The sequence below is a fragment of the Microbacterium sp. GCM10027623 genome (assembly GCF_042666935.1).
Classification (GTDB): domain Bacteria; phylum Actinomycetota; class Actinomycetes; order Actinomycetales; family Microbacteriaceae; genus Microbacterium.
Genome location: NZ_JBHTHE010000003.1, coordinates 280,259 through 300,307, shown reverse-complemented (window position 1 = coordinate 300,307; position 20,049 = coordinate 280,259). Strand labels below are relative to the sequence as shown.

Here is a 20,049-nt window from a genome sequence, read left to right as displayed (position 1 = left end):
CGCTCACTGAGCGCACGCCGTGATGCGCCAGAGCGAGGCGTCGTCGCCCACCGAGTCGACGAGCTCGAAGCCGGGTTGACCGGCGAAGTCGGTCATGCCCGGCATGAGATAGCGTCCGGGCCCCTCCTCGCCGGGTCCGAAATCGAGCACATAGCCCGGGTCGCCGTACACCGTCAACGCGGCGCAGACGGCGGGGTCGATGGCAGCATCACGCAGTCCCTGGGCGATGACCTCCCATTGCGGGCCGCGCGGCGGCGCCCAATTGCGGGGAAACACGTCGATACCGCTGAGAAAGTAGCCGAAGCCCGACCCTGTGGAGGGGTTGCCGAGCACCCGGGCGTCGGCGGGTACCTCGTCCGAGAGGGATTCCAGCAGCTCGCGCTCATCGGGATTGAGATATGCATCCGCTGCGGCGACGTATCGCGATTCCCGGTCGTAGGTCCCCTGGGTGTAGGCCGGCATGGCAACCGGCCGGAAGATGATCAGGACAATCATGAACACGACGGTCGAAGCGAGACCCGTCGCGAGCGCAGACGCCGACTCGGCAGGTCGCTCCAACCGCGCGGCGACGGCACGCAGCACGACATCCGCACCGATCGCCGCCAGCGGGATGACGACGATCGGCGCCAGCGCTGCGATGCGGTAGGGATCGGCGTACCAGGCGCCGAGCACCCCGACGCGGATCAACGGCGCGCCGATCGCGGCGACCAGAACGTACAGCGCGGAGATCCCCGCCCAGGACACCGCGAACCAACGCAGGCGGACTGTGCGGACGGCGACGACCAGCCCGACGAGCATGAGAACACTCGTGCCGAAGGCGAACGGGATCAGCACCTGACCGTTCAGGAGAACGTCGAGGAACACCTCGAGCTTGCCCCGGAACGGCGGCCAATGCGATCCCGAAGTCCCCTGCGCGAGGTATAGCCAGCCGGCACCCAGAAGGATCCAGAGAACCGCGATCGCGAGGATCCCGCGTCCTCGGCCCCACGCCGCGCGACGGGCCCACACGCGAGCCGTCACCCAGACCGCGCACACGGCCGCCCACGGCAGGATGCCCGCCGGCTGCGCGAACAGGATGGCAGCCACCGCCACGAGCACCTGCAGTGCGACGCGCACGACATGGGCGATCGATCGTGTGACACCGGACCACTTCTGAATGGTGATGACCACGGCGATCGCTGCGGGTATCAGGGACGTCGACAGCGCGTTCGGGAAGAGCACCCCCCACTGGAACATGAGCAGCGGAAAGGTCTGCAGCGCGCCGGCGAGCACGGCCGCGTACGCGGTGACCGTGGTGGATCCGGTGACGGCGCGAGCAAGCCAGGCGATACCCAGAGTCCAGATGAGCCCGGCGATGACGAGCGTGAGCATGTTCGCGGCGACCGAAATCTCGGCGCCGGTCATCAGCACGACCAGAGACACCAGCGCATGCCAGGCCGCAGGATAGAAGCTGCGGCCGCCGACGACCGCATTCACATGAAGCGAGGATGCGTCCTCGGTCTGCAGGATGAAGCGCACCGCGTTCATGTGGAAGACCGCGTCATTCGTCTGCGATATCCCCGACGGATCCTGCACGTAGCCGACGATCCGCCAGATCGACAGCGCGACGCCCGCCGCCAGTGCCGTCGGCAGCAGCCAGCGCGTCGGCGCGGCACCGGCATCGGACAGCCGGCCCTTCGCCCACCAGCCGATGAGCGCAGCGAACGCGACCAGAACGATCATCGCCCCGGTCCAGACGATGGGTGTCCACGGCACACCGACGGCACCGAGCGCCAGGGCGACCACTGCCGTTCCGGCCACGGTGAACAGCGGCGCCGACGCGAGCAGCGGCAGTCCGCGCAGCCCGGCGAGACGGAATGCCAGCACGCCCGGGAGATACACGACGGCGATCGTCGCGATGAGCACGGGCAGCTGGCTGGCCCAGTCGAGGATCATGTCGCATCCACCAGGGCGATCGCCCCTTCGACGTCTCCGTCGTAGACGACTTCGCCCTTGCTGATCACCACGCCTCGACTGCAGAGTTCACGGACCATCTCCATGTCGTGGCTGACCACGACCAGCGTCTTGCCCTGGGCGATGAGCTCTTCGAATTTCTGACGGCATTTCTCGCGGAACGGCACGTCGCCCACGGAGAGGATCTCGTCCATGAGGAGCACGTCGAGCTCGACGTGGATCGCGACGGCGAATGCGAGGCGCAGGAACATCCCCGACGAGTAGTGCTTGACCTCCTGGTCGATGAACTCCTCGATCTCGCTGAAGGCCACGATCTCGTCGTAGCGGGCTTCGATCTCGTGCTTCTTCATGCCCAGGATCGCTGCGTTGAGGAACACGTTCTCCCGCCCCGACAGCTCGGGATGGAAACCGGCGCCGACCTCGATGAGTCCCGCGACCCGGCCACGCGTCAGCACCTGACCGGCGTCCGGTTCCATGACTCCCGAGATCAGCTTCAGGAGCGTCGACTTTCCTGAGCCGTTCATCCCCAGGATGGCGATGGACTCGCCCTCGTTGACGACCAGTCCGACGCCCTTGAGAGCTTCGAACGTCGACGTCAGCTTGCGCCGGCGGATCCACGACACGAAGGTGTCCTTGAGTGAGAACGCGTGGTTGAGGGTGAACGTCTTGCGCACATCATCGATGATGATGCTCGGGCGCTTCGCGGTCTGAGTCATAGGTCCTGGGCGAACTTTCCTTCAAGACGGCGGAAGACGAGCTGACCGAGCAGCAGCGTGCCGATCGCGATCAGCCCGGTCCACAGGCAGTTCATCAGCAGATTCGGCGGAAGCGGCGTGAGCACCTCGCCGGCATAGCCGACGGCGTCGACCACACCCTGACTCGCCGGTCGCCAGAAGGCGTAGTGGAACAACTCGACTCCCTGGGTGATCGGGTTGAGCATGTACAGCTGGACCACCCAGGTCGGCCAGCCGAGCTTGTCGACCACCGCATCATGCACCATCGTCCAGGCATACAGCACGGGTGACGCCCAGGTGGCCAGCAGCAGCAGCAGCTCGACGATGTTCTCGGCATCGCGGAAGCGCACGTTCACCGCACCGAAGAACAGCCCGAGCCCGAGCGAGAAGACCATGACGATGGCCATCCCGGCGAACGCACCGAGTACTCCGAGGACGGTGACATGCCCGGCCCACCCCATCAGCAGACAGACGAAGAGCAGCAGGCCCATCTGCGGAAGAAAATGCACGAACGACACGAGGACGGCTGAGACGGCGAACAGCTGTCTCGGGAGGAACACCTTCCGCACCAGCGCGGCGTTGCCGACGATCGAAGTCGTCGCGTTCTTGAAGCCCTCGGAGAACAGATTGATGACGACGATGCCCGAGAAGAGGTAGACCGCGTAGTTCGGCACCCGATCCAGGTTCATGAAGATGCCGAGAACGACCCAGAACACCAGGAACTGGGCGGCGGGCCGCACGTACGACCACAGCCAGCCCAGCACGGAGTTGCGGTACCGGGTGGTCACACCGGTGCGCACGAGCAGGCGCAGCAGATAACGCCAGCGCACCACATCGATCAGCCCATGGCTCTTGCCGGGAACTTCGAACTCGGTGCGCGGGACGGCGGCGAAAAGATCTCGGGTGTCAGTCACGGGCCCACTCATCTGATGTGCGGCGGCGGCGCCCGCCACAGGATATCCGCCAGTTTAGAGCACCGTGCTGAAACACCCGCTGTGACCGGTCGTCGGCGAGCCAGGGGCTCATAGAGATTCGAGTTCAGCACGACGACCGGCGAGCCACTGCCGGTAGGAGCCCACCGCGCCCGGAGCCCAGATGGCTGCATCACTCGACGGGAGGTCGGTGACGGAGATCAACTGCTGCAGTCGCACCACCGCCTCCGCCGCGTCCGCCACCCGGGCACCGAACGCGTCGCCGATCACGTTGTCGGCGAACGCGGAGTCACGCGCGATCACGTGGCACCCGAAAGCCGTCGCCTCGAACAGCACGGTGCTGGCCTCGCCGAGCACGACGCGGGACCGCTTCAGCGATTCGTACACGTCGGGTTCGAGATCGACGCTCACCCCCTCAGCCTCGGCAAGCCGCGGGTACCGCTCGGCGGTCTGCTCCCGCTCCCCGGGGTGCGGCCGGAAGACGATCGACCACGAGTCGGGCAGTCCTGACCGCAACTGCATGACGAACGCGTCCGTCGCCGCTGGATCGGTCCGCGACGACACCACCAGGATCCCGTTCGGGCGCCCGCCCGACGCGAGCGCGGCCTGACGCTCAAGATGGGGCTTGCCGATGCTCGTCACGCGGCCAGGATGGCGGATGCCGTCGGTCCAGAACGATCCGAACGTCAGCACCTCGTCCGGCAGACCCCGGCGCAGTTCGGGGCGCGCGAAGAGCTTCCCGAAGTTGTAGGCCGGGTGCGAGGGCCCGATCCACCCGTGCTGCGGCTCGACGACGTACACCCCCGCATCCTTCATGAGTCCGATGGGTTCGCAGTTGTAGGTGTACGAACCGTTGTCGTAGAAGACGATCCTCGGCCGGGTGCGATCGATCAGCCTCTGCAACTCCTCCTGCTGGAACGGCCGAAGCCGTTCCGAGGCGAGCACCCTGTTGCCTAATGCGGTGAAGGCGTCCGACGGCTGGCCGAGCAGACGCGCGAAATCCGCCAGAAGTGCACTCATCCCCGCCGCGTAACCGGGTGTGAGCGCCTTGCCTCGGGCCCGCCAGCGCGAACGGGCGGTCGCCGATTCCAGGCTCAGGGTCGGTCGGAAGACGGGGGCGCCGATGGGCGAGGGCAGTGGACGTGCCTGCACGACCACCGCGTCGTCCGTCGCCTCCGCGAAATCATCCACGAGCCAGTTGCGTGCGCGCCCCTCCTCGGCTGAGAGCGTCACTCCGGAGACATAGAAGCAGACGTCATGCGGGCGCGCACGACGCACGGCATCCCACCGGCTGGGCCAGTACCCCTTCGCGACGCGTCGGAGTTCACCCCACCTGCTCCAGGTGCTCTTCGACTCGACGGCGACGCTGCCCGTCTGCTGCGCGGAGAGAGCCCAGGCGATCTGGACCCGCACCTGGGCCCAGAACGGGACAGTGGTTCCCGGCAGCACCTCGAAGAGAGCGTCGGGTGCATCGTCCTCCAACGCCAGCAGCGCACGCATCGCGTCGGAGGTGCGAGCATCGAGGCCGTCGGTCGCCGTCACAGATCGTCCCTCTGCGTCATCAGCCATTCGACGATGCGGAAGTCGTACTCGCTGTCGACGTCGGTGGAACGCTCGGGGGGCATCTCGTACAGGATGGTGGAGGGGAAGAACACCACCTGGTCCTCGAGGAGCGATTCCCGGCGCCACACGTAGATCGATCCGTTCATGTCGAAGCAGCGCGGCGCATCCTGACGGCGCAGCACGGCGTCCCCCGGCTGCTTGCTGACCGCGACGGTGCCGTCGGGCTGTTCCTCGACGAGATTGAAGTACGGATTCCGCCGCGCCTCGGTACCGGTGATGAGCGATTCCACCTCCGCGCTCTCGAACATCTCGACGGCGGCACGGATGTCGTCCACCGTCCGCAAGGGACTGGTGGCATCGAGATCGACGCACACGTCATAGCGCTGTCCAGTGCGTTCCTCGGTCGACCGCACCGCGTGCGCGATGGCGGGCACCTTGCCCGCGGTGTCCGTCGCCATCTCAGCGGGACGACGGATGACCCCGGTCGCACCGAACGAGGGCGCGAGCTCGAGAATCTCCTCCGAGTCGCTCGAGACGACGACCTCGTCGAACAGGCCCGTAGCCACAGCCTGTGCCACCGAGTGGCCGAAGAGCGGTTTCCCCGCGACGACGCGCAGGTTCTTACCGGGCACGCCCTTCGATCCCGCCCGCACCGTGATGCTGCAGATCCTCATCGTCGACTCCGCTCCCACGCCGTGCGGGCGCGCTCCAGGTCCTCAGGGCGGCCGACGTCGATCCATTCCTCGCGGATCTCGAAGGCCGATACCGGCCGGCCGTCCTCCATCATTCGCGACAACAGCGTCGGCATGTCGCAGTACTCGTCCCGTTCCAGCATCGCCAGCGCCGCGGGGTCCATCACGTAGATCCCCGCGCTGACCAATTCGCTGTGGTACGGCTTCTCAGCCAACCCCGTCACCCGGTGGCCGTCGCGACGAATGACCCCGTAGGGGATCTCGAAACCATACTCACGAGCGCCGATGGTGGCCGCCGAATCGGATTCGGCGTGGAAGGACAGCATCTGCCGCAGGTCGACCTCCGTGAGCAGGTCGGCGTTCATGACCACGAACGGCTCGTCGACCTCGTCCTGCAGTTGCGCCATCGCGCCCGCCGTGCCGAGCGGCATGGGCTCATGCAGGTAGGTGATCTCGAGTCCGTGCGCACGTCCGTCCTGCAGATGCTGCTCGATGAGGTGCCCGAGGTGGTTGACCGACACGTGCACACGACGGAACCCCTGACTGTGCAACCGGCTGAGGATCACGTCGATGATCGGTACGTCGCCCAGCGGTACGAGCGGCTTGGGGATGTCCTTCGTGATCGGATAGAGCCGTTGCCCCCGGCCACCGGCCATGAGCACCACAGGAGAAGTGAGCGCCGTCGAGATGCGCTCCCCCTCCCCCACCACGTCGATCAGCCGGCCCTCATCATCGACGACCGCGATGACCCGGATGCCGCGCTCCGCGCGCAGTGCGTCGACGGTCTGCTGGGTCGCCGTCGGCGGTACAGCGGCGGGATGCCGGTTCATCACATCGCCGGCGCGACCCTCGAGCGTGGCCCCTCCCAGCAATCCGCGGCGGATGTCGCCATCGCTGATCGCTCCGACGAGCCTCCCTTCGCCGTCCTCGACGAACACGACCTGGCGACGACTGCGGTCCAGTCTCGCCAGAACGTCATGGATGCTGACGTCGGGGGTGATCGGCGGATCCGAGGACTCCCTCATGCGCTCTCCTGTCCTGCGCTGCGGATCTTCCGTGCGGGTACTCCGACGACCACCGTGCGGACGGGCACATCGCGGACCACGACCGCTCCCGCTCCGATGATGCTCTCCGCGCCGATCCGAATTCCCTGGATGACACGCGCACCGAGCCCGAGGTGCACGCCCTCACCGACATCCACACCGCCCGCGATGACCGCTCCCGGCGACACGTGACTGTGGGCGCCGATGACCGTATCGTGTTCGACGACCGCGCTCGAGTTGACGATGACGTCGTCCGCGATCACCGCACCGACATTGACGACCGCCCCAGCCAGCACCTGTACGCCCTCGCCGAGACTTGCACCCGGATCCACGAAAGCCTGAGGGTGGATGACCGACGCGAAGTCGAACCCGAGCGATCTCACGCGCTCGTAAAGGGCTCGACGCGCGCGCGTCGAGCCCGCCGAGCCGAGACCGTTGACCACCCTCACCTGAGCAGGGTCCATCTGTTCGAGCGCGTCATCGTCTCCGAGATGCGCGAGATGCGCCGACAGACGTCCCGGTTCCGGCGCAAGGTACCCGCGTACCGGGGCACCTTGACGGGAGAGAGCCGCGAGCACGGAGCGGGCGTGTCCCCCGCTGCCGAGCAGGATGAGCTCAGTCATCGATCAGTTCCCCCCGCCGGTACGCGCGCGCCGCCGGCGCCCCCACGACCTCCCAGAAATCGAACGAGGTGCGCCCGGTCGCAGGACGGAGGCAGGCGATGTCGGCCTCTCCGATCAGCTCTGCGGCAGCGATGTCACGGGTGGCGACCAGACTGCGGCGGACGACTTCCCTGTTGCCGACTTCGACGGGCTGCGTGCGCTTCTCGGTGGAGCCGAGAATCACCGGAACGCGTCGCAGATCGGCGACGTAACTGCGCAACCCGTCAGGATCCAGGGAAGCGGCGTGGTCAGGTCCATCGGCCGCTGTGTCGAAGGTGAAATGCTTCTCGACGACGCTCGCGCCCATCCCGACGGCGAGGACGGATGCCAGCGATCCCATCGAGTGATCGGAATAGCCGACCCGGTGCCCGTACGCGTCGGCGATCGTCCGCATCGCACGCAGATTGAGATGCGCGTCTGCGGCCGGGTACTCGGTCGTGCAATGCAGGATCGTCACGTGCTCGGAGAAATCGACCTGCTCATCGCGGAGCCGCCAGGCGTGCTCCACCGTCGCGGCGTCCAGGCGCGCTCCGCGCTCCAGGAGACCGTTCGCCTGGGCGAGTCCAGCCGCCAGGAACCGCAGCGCCGCAGCGATCTCGTCGAGGGCGGCCATACCGGTGGAGAGGATCACCGGCAACCCGCTGCGCCCGGCCTTCACCAGCAGCGGGGCGAAGGTGAGGTCACCCGAGGCGATCTTGACGACGGGTATGCCGAGTTCATCGATGAGGAAGTCGAGGCCATCGAGGTCGAAGGCGGTCGACAGGAACTGGATCCCCTGCCTGTCGCAGTGATCGCGCAGTTCGCGGAACTCGTCGCGGCTGAGCTCCAGTCCCTTCAGCAGGTCGTGCTGGGTACGCGCGTCTTCCTGGGAGAGTCGTTGATAGTCCGCCAGTTCGGCGGATTCCAGCGCCAGGGAATCGGCGGAGAAGGTCTGGAACTTCACGGCATCGGCCCCCGCGGACACGGCGAGGTCGACGAGGTCGCGCGCCACGCCGAGCGAGCCGTTATGGTTCACGCCCGCCTCTGCGATCACGAAGACACGGTCATCGGTCATTGTCGTCTCCTGGTCTCAGATCGTGGAATCTCTTGCGCGCGGGGTGCGGCAGCGTCGCCTCCCGGAGGGTGCGCGCGGTGCGCTCGGCGAAACCCGGAGAGCCGAACACGTCCGTGGCCCCCGTCGCGTGCGCACTGTGGACCGCGTTGCGGATCGCGTCGGCGATGGCGACGCGATCAACGACAGGCACAGCCACGGTCGGGGCGAGCGGGCGCCCCTTCTGCCGGTCACCGATGAGCACCGAGGGGATGCCCAGCACCGGGGCTTCGAGCACGGTGGAGGACGAGTTGCCGACGACCACGCTCGCGGCCGCCATGGCACTGAGATACCCGCGCTGACCGAACGACTCGACGAAGTCGACCCGGTCCGCCTGCTCCTGGACGAAGCGGGCGATCCGATCCCGCACGCTCGACGTGCCGATGTCCGAGTTCGACCCGGTGATCACCATGCGCAGCCCGTCGACGGCGAGCATTCCGGCGAGCATCTCCTCCAGAAGGATCTCCGGCTCGGCGGCGTCCATCACCGCCGGATGAAAAGTCACCAATGCCACCGGAGAGGTCAGACTCACATCGAAGCGCTGCTCCACGGCATCCGGCGTCATCAGTTCGAGCGCCGCGAGCGCATCCACGATCGGGGCGCCGTGGAAGAAGACCCGGTCCGCATCCTCACCGAGCTGGATCACCCGGCGACGGTGATCGGCGGTCGACACGAAATGAAGATAGGACATCTTCGTGATCGAGTGCCGCAGCGCGTCGTCCATCGCGCCCTCGGTGATCTCCCCGCCGTGAATGTGTGCGATGGGCAGCGAGAGGATCGTCGCGGCGGTCGCGGCGGTGAAGGCCTCGAGTCGGTCACCGAGGATGACGATGGCGTCAGGCGCCAATCGCTCCAGAGCGGCTACGTACAGCGGCAGCGCTTGCCCGACGTCCTCTGCAACGGCGCTCCGCGTGTCGCTGTCCGACCAGATGGGGACGGTCGCGGCGATCTCGAACCCGTCGCGCCGGATCTCATCCACGGTGTGTCCGAAGCGGTCGCTCAGGTGGGTGCCGGTGACCAGAAGCTGCAGCTCGAGCGCCTCGTCCGCGTCGATCGCCCGCAGCAGCCCTCTCAGCAGCCCGTAGTCCGCGCGTGTGCCGGTGAGCACTGTGATCCTGCGTGTCACGACGCCGCCAGCGCGGGCGAACTCGGCAGGCACACGACGCTCGCGTGCAACCGCTCCGCAACGGGGAGCGGAGCGTGCGGAAGGTCGCGATACGGAGCCTGCGCGCTCAACAGGTTCCAGAACGGACGGCACTGCAGCCCGCCGTCGTTCGCGGCCTCCAGGAATTCGTCCCGCGCGCGCAGCCCGCCGTCGACCTGTACAGCGCACAGCCAGTAGTTGCTCTCGGTTCCATTCGGCTCAGCAAGGAACGTCACGCCGGAGACGTCGGCGAACGCCTGCTGATACCGCGTCGCGAGGCTGCGCTTGTCCGCGAGGAAGTCCGACAGACGTTCCAGCTGCGCCACCCCCAGCGCCGCGTTGAGGTTGGGCATCCGGTAGTTGAAGGCGACCTCGTCATGCTCGAACTCCCACCGGTGGGGCAGCTTCGCGGTGGTCGTGAGGTGTCGTGCGCGGATGGCGAGATCGTCGTCGTCGGTGAGGATCATTCCGCCACCGCCCGTGGTGATCGTCTTGTTCCCGTTGAAGCTGATGATGCCGAGAAGCCCGAAGGTTCCGGTGTGCTTGCCCCCGACACGGCTGCCGAGAGATTCGGCCGCGTCCTCGACGACGGGGACGCCGTACGAGTCTGCGATCGAGACGATCTTCTCGATCGCCGCGGGGTGGCCCAGCGTGTGCATAGGGACGATCGCGCCGATCCTGCGACCTGTCGCCGCATTGATCAGTCCGGACGTCGACGGCGTTGCGGCAGCGAGAACTCGGTCGACCGACTCCGCAGACATCCCCAGCGTCTCAGGGTCGCTGTCGACGAAATACGGCGTCGCGTTCGCATGTGCCACAGCATTGGCCGTCGCGATGAACGACAGAGCCGGGACGAGCACCTCATCGCCCGGGCGGACACCTGCCAGCAGCAGGGCCACCTGCAGTGCGGACGTGCCGTTCGACACCGCTATCGCGTGAGCGGATCCCGTGAACTCGGCGATGCCGCGCTCGAACGCGTTCACGAACTCACCGACGCTGGAGACGAAGGTCGAATCGAGACACTCCATCACACGCGCCTTCTCGCGGTCACCGATGTCCGGGATGTGCAGCCCGACGAAGGGTTCGTCGCCGACGACGTCCCGCACGACCTGCACGAACTTCTGGGCGGAGATCATACGACGTAGGCGTCCGTGCGGTAGCGGGCGAGGTTGGCGGGATCCGTGAACCACTCCGCGGTCTCCCCGAGTCCCTTGCGGAACCCGTCGACGCCGTCGTAGAGCGGCATCCACCCCAGCAGCTCGCGAGCCTTCGAATTGTCGGAGAAGAGGCGCTCCACTTCGGAGTTGGTCGGACGTAGACGCGCGGAGTCCTCGGTCGCGACGGCGTCGACGCCCATCGCTTCGGCGATGAGATCGAACGTCTCCGCGATCGACACTTCGAAGCCGACGCCCAGGTTGATGACCTCGCCGATCCCGGCGTCACTCGTCAACGCGGCCGTGAAGCCCGACACCGTGTCCGGCACATAGGTGAAATCACGAGTCGGCGTCAGCGCCCCGAGTTGCACTTCGCGCTTGCCTGCCGCCAGCTGGCTGATGATCGTCGGGATCACCGCACGAGCCGACTGACGCGGCCCGAAGGTGTTGAACGGCCGGATCGTGACGGTGGGGAGCTCGAATGACGTGTGGAACGAGTTGACCATCTGGTCGGCGGCGATCTTCGACGCCGAATACGGTGACTGGCCCTGAAGCGGGTGCCCCTCGTCCATCGGAACGTACCGTGCCGTGCCGTACACCTCGCTGGTCGACGTGTGGATGAATCGCGACACTCCCGCGGCGCGGGCCGCGTTCAGCAGATTGACGGTGCCCTGGATGTTGGTCTGCACGTACAGATCCGGCGCGGCGTACGAGTAGGGGATGGCGATCAGCGCCGCGAGGTGCAGCACGGCATCCCGGTCGTGGACGGCGGACATCATCAGCGCAGGGTCGCGCACGTCGCCGGGCAGGAACTCGATCTCGCGGGCCACTTCGGGCGCGATTCCGTCGAGCCAGCCCCGGGAGTCGAACGAGTTGTAGAGCACGAGCGCACGCACGTCGTGGCCGTCCCTGACCAGCTGCTCCGCGAGGTGCGATCCGATGAATCCGTCAGCTCCTGTGAGCAGTACTCTCATGCTCTCTACTTTAGTCGGCCCGCCCTGCGCGTCAGTTGAGCGTCGTGGTGGCTGCCTCGCCGGGGGTGTACGAGATGGTGCCGCCCTCGAAGGACTGTGCGCACACCGTGCCCGAGCACGTCTCGATGCCCGTGGGCCAGCCCAGCTTGCCGCGAACCCAACCGGCCTTGCTGTACGCGGTCATCACCGTCGCCGACGAGACGAACGTGCCACGATCCGAGGAATGCACCCATCCCTTGGCGAACTTCCGGGCCAGACCACCGCCATTCGCATCGGCCACCACCTGCACCGCCGCCTGCGCCCCGCCCAACCCGTCGGTCACACTCGTCTGCGCCTTCACGGCCGCCGTGATCGCCGCGGGGGTCACGCCAGGCGCGGCGACAGCTGCCTTCCCCTTGACGTAACTGATCACACCACCGGCGAACTGCTGCACACACGCGGATCCCGTGCAGAACTCCGCACCCACCGGCCAGCCCAGCTTGCCGCGAACCCAACCGGCCGCGCTGTACGCCTTCATCACCGTCGACGACGACGCGAACGAACCCTTCGCAGATGAATGAATCCACCCACCCGCGAACTCCTGCGCAGTCCCGTTGCCGTTCGCATCGGTGATCTTCTGCTCAGCAGCAATCGGCCACCCCAGGAACCCACGCAGCCAACCCGCCGCACTGTACCCGGTCATGATCTTCGACGACGAGGAGAACGTCCCCTTCGCAGACGAGTGCACCCACCCGCCCGCATACTTCCGAGCCAGACCATTCCCATTCGAATCGGACACCACCTGCACCGCAGCAGCAGCCTTACCCAGGGCGCCGTGCTGTGCGGCCCGGACAGCAGTGACCTTGTCCGCTGCCATGCCCAGCAGGGTGATGGCCGCCTTGCCGGGGGTGTACGAGATGGTGCCGCCCTCGAAGGACTGTGCGCACACCGTGCCCGAGCACGTCTCGATGCCCGTGGGCCAGCCCAGCTTGCCGCGAACCCAACCGGCCTTGCTGTACGCGGTCATCACCGTCGCCGACGAGACGAACGTGCCACGATCCGAGGAATGCACCCATCCCTTGGCGAACTTCCGGGCCAGACCACCGCCATTCGCATCGGCCACCACCTGCACCGCCGCCTGCGCCCCGCCCAACCCGTCGGTCACACTCGTCTGCGCCTTCACGGCCGCCGTGATCGCCGCGGGGGTCACGCCAGGCGCGGCGACAGCTGCCTTCCCCTTGACGTAACTGATCACACCACCGGCGAGCTGCTGCACACACGCGGATCCGGTGCAGAACTCCGCACCCACCGGCCAGCCCAGCTTGCCGCGAACCCAACCGGCCGCGCTGTACGCCTTCATCACCGTCGACGACGAAGCGAACGAACCCTTCGCAGACGAATGAATCCACCCACCCGCGAACTCCTGCGCAGTCCCGTTGCCGTTCGCATCGGTGATCTTCTGCTCAGCAGCAATCGGCCACCCCAGGAACCCACGCAGCCAACCCGCCGCACTGTACCCGGTCATGATCTTCGACGACGAGGAGAACGTCCCCTTCGCAGACGAGTGCACCCACCCGCCCGCATACTTCCGAGCCAGACCATTCCCATTCGAATCGGACACCACCTGCACCGCAGCAGCAGCCTTACCCAGGGCGCCGGCATTGCCGCCGCGGGCGCGGTGCTCCTCGTCTATCGCTCGCTGCGAGACCCCCACGGTGGCGACCGCGCTCTTTCCGCTCGCGTAGGAGATGATCCCGCCGGCGAACGGCTGCGTGCAGTCGCCGCCGGTGCAGGTCAGGGGGCCGACGGGCCAGCCGAGTTCGCCTCGCACCCAGCCCGCGGCGCTGTACGCCGTCATGATGGACGTCAGGGAACTGTAGGTTCCTGCGGACGACGAGTGAATCCAGCCGCCCTCGAACTGCTGGGCCTGCCCGTTGCCGTTCGGATCAGTCACGGACTGGACGGCCGCCACCGGCTTGCCCAGCGCTCCGGACGCCCCGCCCATCCGCTTCCACTCGGTGGCGATCGCGCCGCTGACCGCGGGGGCCGTGCTGGCCGGCGACTGGGTCGACCCGAACCAGTCGGTGAAGTAGTTGTAGAAGTTCCGGTTGCCGTAGCTCGAGCATGAGTCACCCGAGCCGTAGCCCGCCTTCATCGCCGCGGCGTTGGGCTGATACGGGGTGTAGTAGTAGAGCGCAGAGGTGGCCTTGTTGGCGATCTTGACGGGCGCGGTGCCGCAGGCCTTGTTGGGGTGGTACAGGATGTTCCAGGTCTTGCCCGGCGCGTACCAGGTGAAGTACCTGCCCTCCAGGTAGGTCTGCATCTGACGTGCCGCACCGTAGATCTGGTGGAAGAACCCGACGTACTTCGGGTCGCAGGGGGCCGTGTCGGGACACCCTTGCCCGAGCGCCTTGTCGTAGCGCCAGTAGCTGGGCCAGGTGTGGGTGACGAGACTCTGCTCCTTCTGCAGCATGACGATCAGCACCTGCGGGTTGATCCCACACGACTGCGAGACCTTGTGGATGATCCGCGCGGCGGATTCGTTGGCAGCGCCGGTGTACCCCTTGCAGTACGCGTCGGCCGGGCGGTTCACGCTCGTGTACTTGAAGTCCTTGAGGCAGATGATCGGACCGTACTCATCAGACCCGCCGCGGCAGGTCTTCACCTTCGAGTTGAAGAAGGACTGGATCTGCGCCTCGGTCATCGTCGACTTGTCGGTGAACACCGCGTCGCTGATGATGTTCCCCGCGGCGAACCCGGCGAGCGAGGTCTTCGCGGGGCCGCCCGCCAGCGTCTCGACGACGCCGGCAGCTGCCGGGACGACCGGCACGGTGGCCGCCTGAGCCGGCGCCGCTGTGCTGAAGACGAGCGCGAGGAGGGCCAGCAGAGTGGTCGACCAGCGCGCCGTTCGAGAGAGTCCCAGAGAGCGGTTGCCGCGTGAATGCATGTGAATAGTGTGACTGAAGTTCACGAATGATGCCAGTGGGGCGGTATATCGCTTGTTTGATCTCGGCGTGTCGCGATCCTCAGAGCTGGCTTTCAGAGTTCGGCGTGCAGCGCCCAGACACGTTCCGCGCTGCTCGCCCAGGAGAACGCCCGGGCCCGGTCGGACGCCAGCACACGCAGCCGCTTCGCGCCGGCGCCCAGCCCGTCGAGGAGTGCCTCAGCGAGATCCTCAGCCGCCACCACCGCACCCCCGTCGGCGATCACATCCCTGTGCACGCCGGAATCGCGGGCGATCACCGGGATCGAGAGCGCCATGGCCTCGATCGCGCGCCACGGCCAGGCCGATCGCTCCGAGGTCGCGACCAGCGCGTCAGCCCCGCCCAGCACTGCCGCGCGATCGGCCTCCTCCAGCTCTCCTCGCACGTGCGCACGGCGCTCGGGCAGTCCTGCCGCCGCTGCGACGTCGACGATCATCGGCTCAGCTCCCTCGGCAGCGTCCAGCATCACGGCATCCACTCCCGCCCGGGCGGCGGCACGGAAGCCGGTGACCAGCGAATCCCGCTCCCCCGTGATCACGATGTAGCGGTCGGGCAGCCGCAGCCTCTCGCGCCGTGCCTCGGCATCCGACGGCACCCCGAAGCCGTCCGGCGCCGCACCCGCGATCACGCGGATACGATCCCCCAGCTTCGCGATCTCGGCCAGCCTCACTCCGATCGCGTGCGAAGGGACGATCACGGCATCCGCATGCCTGACAGCGCGCTTGAGCATCGCTCGCTGCCACACGACGTTCGCCTTCGACAGCGACTCGGGCGCCTCCCACGCGCACAGGTCCCACATCGTCACGGTGATCTGGTCGTGGTCGTGGGTGCGATCGTGCCGCACGAGAGGCGCCATCAGACTCGGCGCATGGATGAGTCCTCCCCCGATGCCGGGCGCGATGCCCATCTGCCAGGTCGCCGCCAGCTCCGCACGCCCGAGCGGCAGGGCTCGCACGTTCTGCAGGCCGGGCGTGGTCGCCTCGGCGCCCCTCGGCACGAGGGCCGAGACGACGCATCCCCGCGGTGCGGTGGCGACGAGTCCTGCCGTCAGCGACAGGGCCGCACGAGCCTCATCGGCGTCCACGACCTGCGACGCCTGATCCAGCACGACCCGCAACTGCACACTCATGAAAACAGCCTAAGCGCGTCGCTCCGCGAACTCCCGAGGCGGGGCCGCCCTTCGACAAGCTCAGGGACCTGCGCCGCGACTCAACTCGCCGGCGTCTCCTTCTTCGGCGGATGCAGAGCCTCCTGCACCATCTGCCGGACGAGCGCGAAGTCGGGATCCTTCTCCTCGATGCCGTTCTCGGGAGTGAGCTCGATGCGCGTCACCGGCTTCTTCTTCGCCTTGAGCATCAGGTCGAAGAACTCCGGCAGCTTGTCCTGCGGCAGATCCGTCGATGCCAGGTCCGCGCCCGCATCGGCGATGGAGCTGAACCGCGACAGCACGTTCTGGGGCGTGAACTGCGCGAGGATCGCCTCCTGCAGCTCGCGCTGGCGCTTCATGCGGTCGTAGTCGCTCGTCGTGTACCGCGAGCGCGCGTACCACTGCGCCGTGTCGCCGTTCATGTGCTGCTGGCCCGGCTCGATCCAGCCGATCGCCCAGTCCTGGGCTGACTGACCCTTGTACTTCGGGCCACCGCCCTTCGGCAGCCGTTCCTTCACGTCGATGTCCACGCCGCCCAACGCGTCCACCAGTGCCGCGAAGCCGTTCATGTCGAGGAAGACGTAATACGGGATCTCGATTCCCAGCACGCCCTCGGCAGCGTCCTTGGTGGCTTCGATCCCCGGCGACGAGCCCTGTGCCGCGGCATCCGGGTACAGCGCCTTGCCGTCGTCCTTGCGACAGACCTCCGCGGCATTGCGGATCTGATTCATCCAGGCGTTCCAGCCGCACGTCTGATCCCCATGCGACTGGAAGCCGTCCGGGTAGAGCTCGTGCATCGGGCTGCCCTTGCTGAACGGCGGGTGCGGTAGTTCCCGCGGAATCCCGGTGATCGTCATCGCACCCGTTTCGGCGTTCACCGACACGACCGAGATGCTGTCGAAACGCATGGAGTCGCGCCCGTCGCCGCTGTCAGCACCGAGCAGCAGGATGTTGTAGTAGCCGTCGCTGGGCGGGAGACTCGGCCCGCTGTTGCCGAAGATCGTGCTGATCGCCCCCCGCCCCGACGCCACGGCATCCGACGCGTACACGGCGGCGGAGCTGGCCAGAGCGAGGACGAGGACGGATGCGATCGGCGCCGCCCACCGCGTGATCGACGGCACCTTCACCAGCCGCACGAGGCGCAGCGTGTCGATCGTGAGGACCACCCACAGCACGACGTACCCGAGCAGCAGCATCTGGGCCAGGGTGAGCAGGAACCACGAGAGCGGCCCGGTGGCGAACCAGACCATCACCCCCTGGGCGAACAGTCCGAGGCCGGCGGCGACGACCAGGAGGAACCAGCCGAGCAGAGTCGCACCCAGCCCGAAGCGCCCCAGCCGCCGGTTGCCGGCGAGCACCTGCGCCGAGCCCGGCACGAGCACGTTCATGACGACCAGCCACCAGGCGCGCCGTCCCATGCCCGCCGCGTCCTGCGCATCGGGATAGCGGATCGGCTCGGACTCGATCAGCGGGCGCGCGCCTCGTGCCGAGGGACGCGGAGCCGCAAGGGTCACAGGGAGTCCTTCAGCCGCTGATTCTTCTGCTCGACCTGACCCTCGAGGTCGCGGGCGTACGCCTCGACGCGATCGGCGAGATCCGCGTCGGCGGTGCCCAGGATCCGAGCGGCGAGGATGCCGGCGTTGCGCGCTCCGCCGATCGACACGGTGGCGACGGGGATGCCGGCGGGCATCTGCACGATCGAGAGCAGCGAATCCATGCCGTCGAGGTACGCGAGCGGTACGGGCACGCCCACCACCGGCAGTGCCGTCATGGATGCGAGCATGCCCGGCAGGTGCGCGGCTCCCCCGGCTCCGGCGATGATCACACGGATGCCGCGGCCGCGCGCGTCCCGCGCGTAGGTCATCAGCTTGTCCGGGGTGCGGTGCGCCGAGACGACCTCGACCTCGTGCGGGACGCCGAAATCGGTGAGCGCCTGGGATGCGTCACTCATCACGCGCCAGTCGGAGTCGGAACCCATCACGACGCCGACCAGGGGCGAACTCGAGGAATGCAGCGGCTCAGTCACCATGACAGGCTACGGTGCGCCCCTGTGAGATCCGCGCAACGGCACGCGTGCGCGGTTCAGCGCGTGCGCGGCCCAGAGCGTGCGCGGCTCAGAGGAAGGCCGCCGCCGCGGCCCGGGCGACATACACGACGTCGTCGAGATCATCCCCTGTGACGTTCACGTGGCCGACCTTGCGGCCGGGGCGCGGCGACTTGCCGTAGGTGTGGATCTTCGCCTCGGGGTGCTCGGTCATCGCCTGCGCGAAGCGATCCTCGAGCGCACCCTCCGCAGGCCCGCCGAGGATGTTCACCATCACCGTCCAGGGTGTGCGCGGCTGCGTGCGTCCCAGAGGAAGGTCGGCGACCGCCCGCAGGTGCTGCTCGAACTGCCCGGTGACGGACCCGTCCTGGCTCCAGTGACCGCTGTTGTGCGGACGCATGGCCAGCTCGTTGACAAGGATCCGCTCGTCATCGGTCTCGAACAGCTCGACCGCCAGCATCCCGGTGACCCCGACTCCGTCGGCGATGGCGCGGCCGATCTGCTCGGCCATCTCGACGAGACGCGCACTGGCTCCCGGGGCGGGCGCGATGACCTCCGCGCACACGCCGTCGCGCTGCACGGTCTCCACGACCGGGTAGCTCACGATCTCCCCGCTGGGCCGTCGCGCGACCTGCTGGGCCAGTTCGCGCGTGAACGGCACCAGTTCCTCGGCGAGCAGCGCATCGCCGTCGGACAGTCCGGCGAACCAGTCCGCCGCATCGGCGCCGACGCGCACGACGCGCACCCCCTTGCCGTCATACCCGCCACGCGGGGTCTTCACCACTGCTCCCCCGCCGTGGTCGTCGATGAAGCGCTGCAGTTCGTCCGCGTCGTGCACGGCCGCCCAGTCAGGCTGGGGCACGCCGAGTTCGGCGAGGCGCGCGCGCATGACCAGCTTGTCCTGCGCGAACTGCAGAGCATCCGGTCCCGGATGCACCCGCACGCCATCGGCGACCAGCGCCCGGAGCACATCCTGCGGCACGTGCTCATGATCGAAGGTGACGACGTCGACGTCGTCCACGAAGGCCCGCACGGTCTCGAGGTCACGGTAGTCGCCGACGGCGGTCGCCGCGAGCTGCGCGGACATGCCCTCGTCCTCGGCGAGGACGCGCAGGTCGATCCCGAGCTCCACCGCAGGCGCGATCATCATCCTCGCCAGCTGGCCTCCACCGATCACTCCCACGCGCACCGTCATCCGGGACTCCTCTCGTCGAGGACCATTCTCGCGCATCCGCAGGTGCGCGACCCGCCACTGCGCGACGGGTCGCTCAGCTTCCGGACAGGGGGCCGGGGAGGGAGCCGGCCTGAGCATCGCGGTGCGCGAGGATCTGGTTGACCTCGATCTGATCCGCGAGCACTTCGTGCACGAGGTTCACGCTGGGCACGTTCACCAGCCTCAGCGGGGAGTCGACGCCGTTGTTCAGCGTGATGGTTCCCGCGCCCCACAGTCGCTGGAGGGGACCTCGCCGGACGGCGATCGAGTATCCGCGCGCGTGGGAGAGCTCCCGGCGGTTCCGCGCGCCGATCCCGTCCTGCACGATCACCCGGCGGGTGGTGATCGTGTACGAGGTGGACAGCCATCGCAGGAACGGCACGACGGCGAGCAGAAGGATCGCACCGGCCGCCCCGGCCAGCACCATCCAGCTCTCGAGACCGGGAGGAACGTTGCCGGCGAAGAACGCTCCGGCGCCGCACGCCGCGATCAGCACCAGCGCCGACCAGAACAGGCGTCGCGCGTGGCCGCGGAACCGCGCCACCACCAGCTCTTCGGCGGGCACGCCGGGTGGCGGCATCATCGGCCGTCCTCCGAGCGTCACGGGCTGGGTCACCCCTCCATTGTGCCTGCGGCAGCTGACAACGCGGGATGCCGCGCCGGGCCCGGATCACGGCCCTTCGACAGGCACAGGGCTCTTCGACAGGCACAGGGCTCTTCGACAGACTCAGGGACCGGAGG

17 protein-coding genes are annotated in these 20,049 nt (G+C 67.6%); all 17 read right to left on the bottom strand.

Features of this window, described 5'->3' with window-relative positions:
* Positions 1-3: 3 nt before the first annotated feature.
* Entirely contained in the window at positions 4-1,935 is a 1,932-nt protein-coding gene (locus ACFQY2_RS13845; protein WP_378746481.1) for a DUF6541 family protein, read from the bottom strand.
* Positions 1,932-2,669 carry an ABC transporter ATP-binding protein gene (locus tag ACFQY2_RS13840; protein ID WP_378746480.1) on the bottom strand — a complete coding sequence of 246 codons (738 nt, stop codon included), beginning with the start codon at positions 2,667-2,669 and terminating at the stop codon, positions 1,932-1,934. The genes ACFQY2_RS13845 and ACFQY2_RS13840 overlap by 4 nt, the downstream gene beginning before the upstream one ends.
* Positions 2,666-3,601 (bottom strand): ABC transporter permease, encoded by a 936-nt coding sequence (locus ACFQY2_RS13835; protein ID WP_378746479.1) that lies wholly within the window; start codon positions 3,599-3,601, stop codon positions 2,666-2,668. The genes ACFQY2_RS13840 and ACFQY2_RS13835 overlap by 4 nt, the downstream gene beginning before the upstream one ends.
* A gap of 108 nt (positions 3,602-3,709) precedes the next feature.
* A complete protein-coding gene (locus ACFQY2_RS13830) occupies positions 3,710-5,188 on the bottom strand; it encodes a hypothetical protein (protein WP_378746478.1) in 1,479 nt (492 codons plus the stop codon).
* Complete coding sequence (locus ACFQY2_RS13825; protein ID WP_378746477.1) at positions 5,158-5,856, bottom strand: cytidylyltransferase domain-containing protein; 699 nt, start codon at positions 5,854-5,856, stop codon at positions 5,158-5,160. Before ACFQY2_RS13825 ends, ACFQY2_RS13830 begins: the two co-directional genes overlap by 31 nt.
* Positions 5,853-6,899 (bottom strand): nucleotidyltransferase family protein, encoded by a 1,047-nt coding sequence (locus ACFQY2_RS13820; RefSeq protein WP_378746476.1) that lies wholly within the window; start codon positions 6,897-6,899, stop codon positions 5,853-5,855. Before ACFQY2_RS13820 ends, ACFQY2_RS13825 begins: the two co-directional genes overlap by 4 nt.
* A complete protein-coding gene (locus ACFQY2_RS13815; protein ID WP_378746475.1) occupies positions 6,896-7,540 on the bottom strand; it encodes an acetyltransferase in 645 nt (214 codons plus the stop codon). Before ACFQY2_RS13815 ends, ACFQY2_RS13820 begins: the two co-directional genes overlap by 4 nt.
* Entirely contained in the window at positions 7,533-8,633 is a 1,101-nt protein-coding gene (locus ACFQY2_RS13810) for an N-acetylneuraminate synthase family protein (RefSeq protein WP_378746474.1), read from the bottom strand. The genes ACFQY2_RS13815 and ACFQY2_RS13810 overlap by 8 nt, the downstream gene beginning before the upstream one ends.
* Positions 8,623-9,777: a UDP-N-acetylglucosamine 2-epimerase gene (gene neuC / locus ACFQY2_RS13805; RefSeq protein ID WP_378746473.1), complete on the bottom strand. Its 1,155-nt coding sequence runs from the start codon at positions 9,775-9,777 to the stop codon at positions 8,623-8,625. Before neuC ends, ACFQY2_RS13810 begins: the two co-directional genes overlap by 11 nt.
* A 14-nt stretch (positions 9,778-9,791) precedes the next feature.
* Positions 9,792-10,949, bottom strand: a complete 1,158-nt coding sequence (locus ACFQY2_RS13800; protein WP_378746472.1) for a LegC family aminotransferase — start codon at positions 10,947-10,949, stop codon at positions 9,792-9,794.
* Complete coding sequence (locus ACFQY2_RS13795; protein WP_378746471.1) at positions 10,946-11,941, bottom strand: SDR family NAD(P)-dependent oxidoreductase; 996 nt, start codon at positions 11,939-11,941, stop codon at positions 10,946-10,948. Before ACFQY2_RS13795 ends, ACFQY2_RS13800 begins: the two co-directional genes overlap by 4 nt.
* Positions 11,942-11,972: 31 nt before the next feature.
* On the bottom strand, positions 11,973-14,867 hold the full coding sequence (locus ACFQY2_RS13790) for an LGFP repeat-containing protein (protein ID WP_378746470.1): 2,895 nt from the start codon (positions 14,865-14,867) through the stop codon (positions 11,973-11,975).
* A 92-nt stretch (positions 14,868-14,959) separates the two neighbouring features.
* Positions 14,960-16,033: a glycosyltransferase gene (locus ACFQY2_RS13785; protein ID WP_378746469.1), complete on the bottom strand. Its 1,074-nt coding sequence runs from the start codon at positions 16,031-16,033 to the stop codon at positions 14,960-14,962.
* Between the two features lie 80 nt (positions 16,034-16,113).
* Positions 16,114-17,565 carry an LCP family protein gene (locus tag ACFQY2_RS13780; protein ID WP_378746468.1) on the bottom strand — a complete coding sequence of 484 codons (1,452 nt, stop codon included), beginning with the start codon at positions 17,563-17,565 and terminating at the stop codon, positions 16,114-16,116.
* Positions 17,562-18,029, bottom strand: a complete 468-nt coding sequence (gene purE / locus ACFQY2_RS13775) for a 5-(carboxyamino)imidazole ribonucleotide mutase (protein WP_378746799.1) — start codon at positions 18,027-18,029, stop codon at positions 17,562-17,564. The genes ACFQY2_RS13780 and purE overlap by 4 nt, the downstream gene beginning before the upstream one ends.
* A gap of 136 nt (positions 18,030-18,165) precedes the next feature.
* The gene (locus ACFQY2_RS13770; RefSeq protein ID WP_378746466.1) at positions 18,166-19,326 is read right to left on the bottom strand and encodes a 5-(carboxyamino)imidazole ribonucleotide synthase; all 1,161 of its coding nucleotides are present in this window, start codon (positions 19,324-19,326) and stop codon (positions 18,166-18,168) included.
* A gap of 37 nt (positions 19,327-19,363) precedes the next feature.
* Complete coding sequence (locus ACFQY2_RS13765; protein WP_378746465.1) at positions 19,364-19,924, bottom strand: PH domain-containing protein; 561 nt, start codon at positions 19,922-19,924, stop codon at positions 19,364-19,366.
* Between the last annotated feature and the right edge of the window lie 125 nt (positions 19,925-20,049).

Excerpts from the sequence above, each read along its gene's own strand:
- ACFQY2_RS13810 (WP_378746474.1), bottom strand. The coding sequence starts at position 8,633 with ATGACCGATGACCGTGTCTTCGTGATCGCAGAGGCGGGCGTGAACCAT.
- ACFQY2_RS13840 (WP_378746480.1), bottom strand. The coding sequence starts at position 2,669 with ATGACTCAGACCGCGAAGCGCCCGAGCATCATCATCGATGATGTGCGC.
- ACFQY2_RS13820 (WP_378746476.1), bottom strand. The coding sequence starts at position 6,899 with ATGAGGGAGTCCTCGGATCCGCCGATCACCCCCGACGTCAGCATCCAT.
- ACFQY2_RS13845 (WP_378746481.1), bottom strand. The coding sequence starts at position 1,935 with ATGATCCTCGACTGGGCCAGCCAGCTGCCCGTGCTCATCGCGACGATC.
- ACFQY2_RS13830 (WP_378746478.1), bottom strand. The coding sequence starts at position 5,188 with ATGGCTGATGACGCAGAGGGACGATCTGTGACGGCGACCGACGGCCTC.
- purE (WP_378746799.1), bottom strand. The coding sequence starts at position 18,029 with ATGGGTTCCGACTCCGACTGGCGCGTGATGAGTGACGCATCCCAGGCG.
- ACFQY2_RS13800 (WP_378746472.1), bottom strand. The coding sequence starts at position 10,949 with ATGATCTCCGCCCAGAAGTTCGTGCAGGTCGTGCGGGACGTCGTCGGC.
- ACFQY2_RS13785 (WP_378746469.1), bottom strand. The coding sequence starts at position 16,033 with ATGAGTGTGCAGTTGCGGGTCGTGCTGGATCAGGCGTCGCAGGTCGTG.
- ACFQY2_RS13795 (WP_378746471.1), bottom strand. The coding sequence starts at position 11,941 with ATGAGAGTACTGCTCACAGGAGCTGACGGATTCATCGGATCGCACCTC.
- ACFQY2_RS13825 (WP_378746477.1), bottom strand. The coding sequence starts at position 5,856 with ATGAGGATCTGCAGCATCACGGTGCGGGCGGGATCGAAGGGCGTGCCC.
- ACFQY2_RS13770 (WP_378746466.1), bottom strand. The coding sequence starts at position 19,326 with ATGCGCGAGAATGGTCCTCGACGAGAGGAGTCCCGGATGACGGTGCGC.
- ACFQY2_RS13790 (WP_378746470.1), bottom strand. The coding sequence starts at position 14,867 with ATGCATTCACGCGGCAACCGCTCTCTGGGACTCTCTCGAACGGCGCGC.
- ACFQY2_RS13815 (WP_378746475.1), bottom strand. The coding sequence starts at position 7,540 with ATGACTGAGCTCATCCTGCTCGGCAGCGGGGGACACGCCCGCTCCGTG.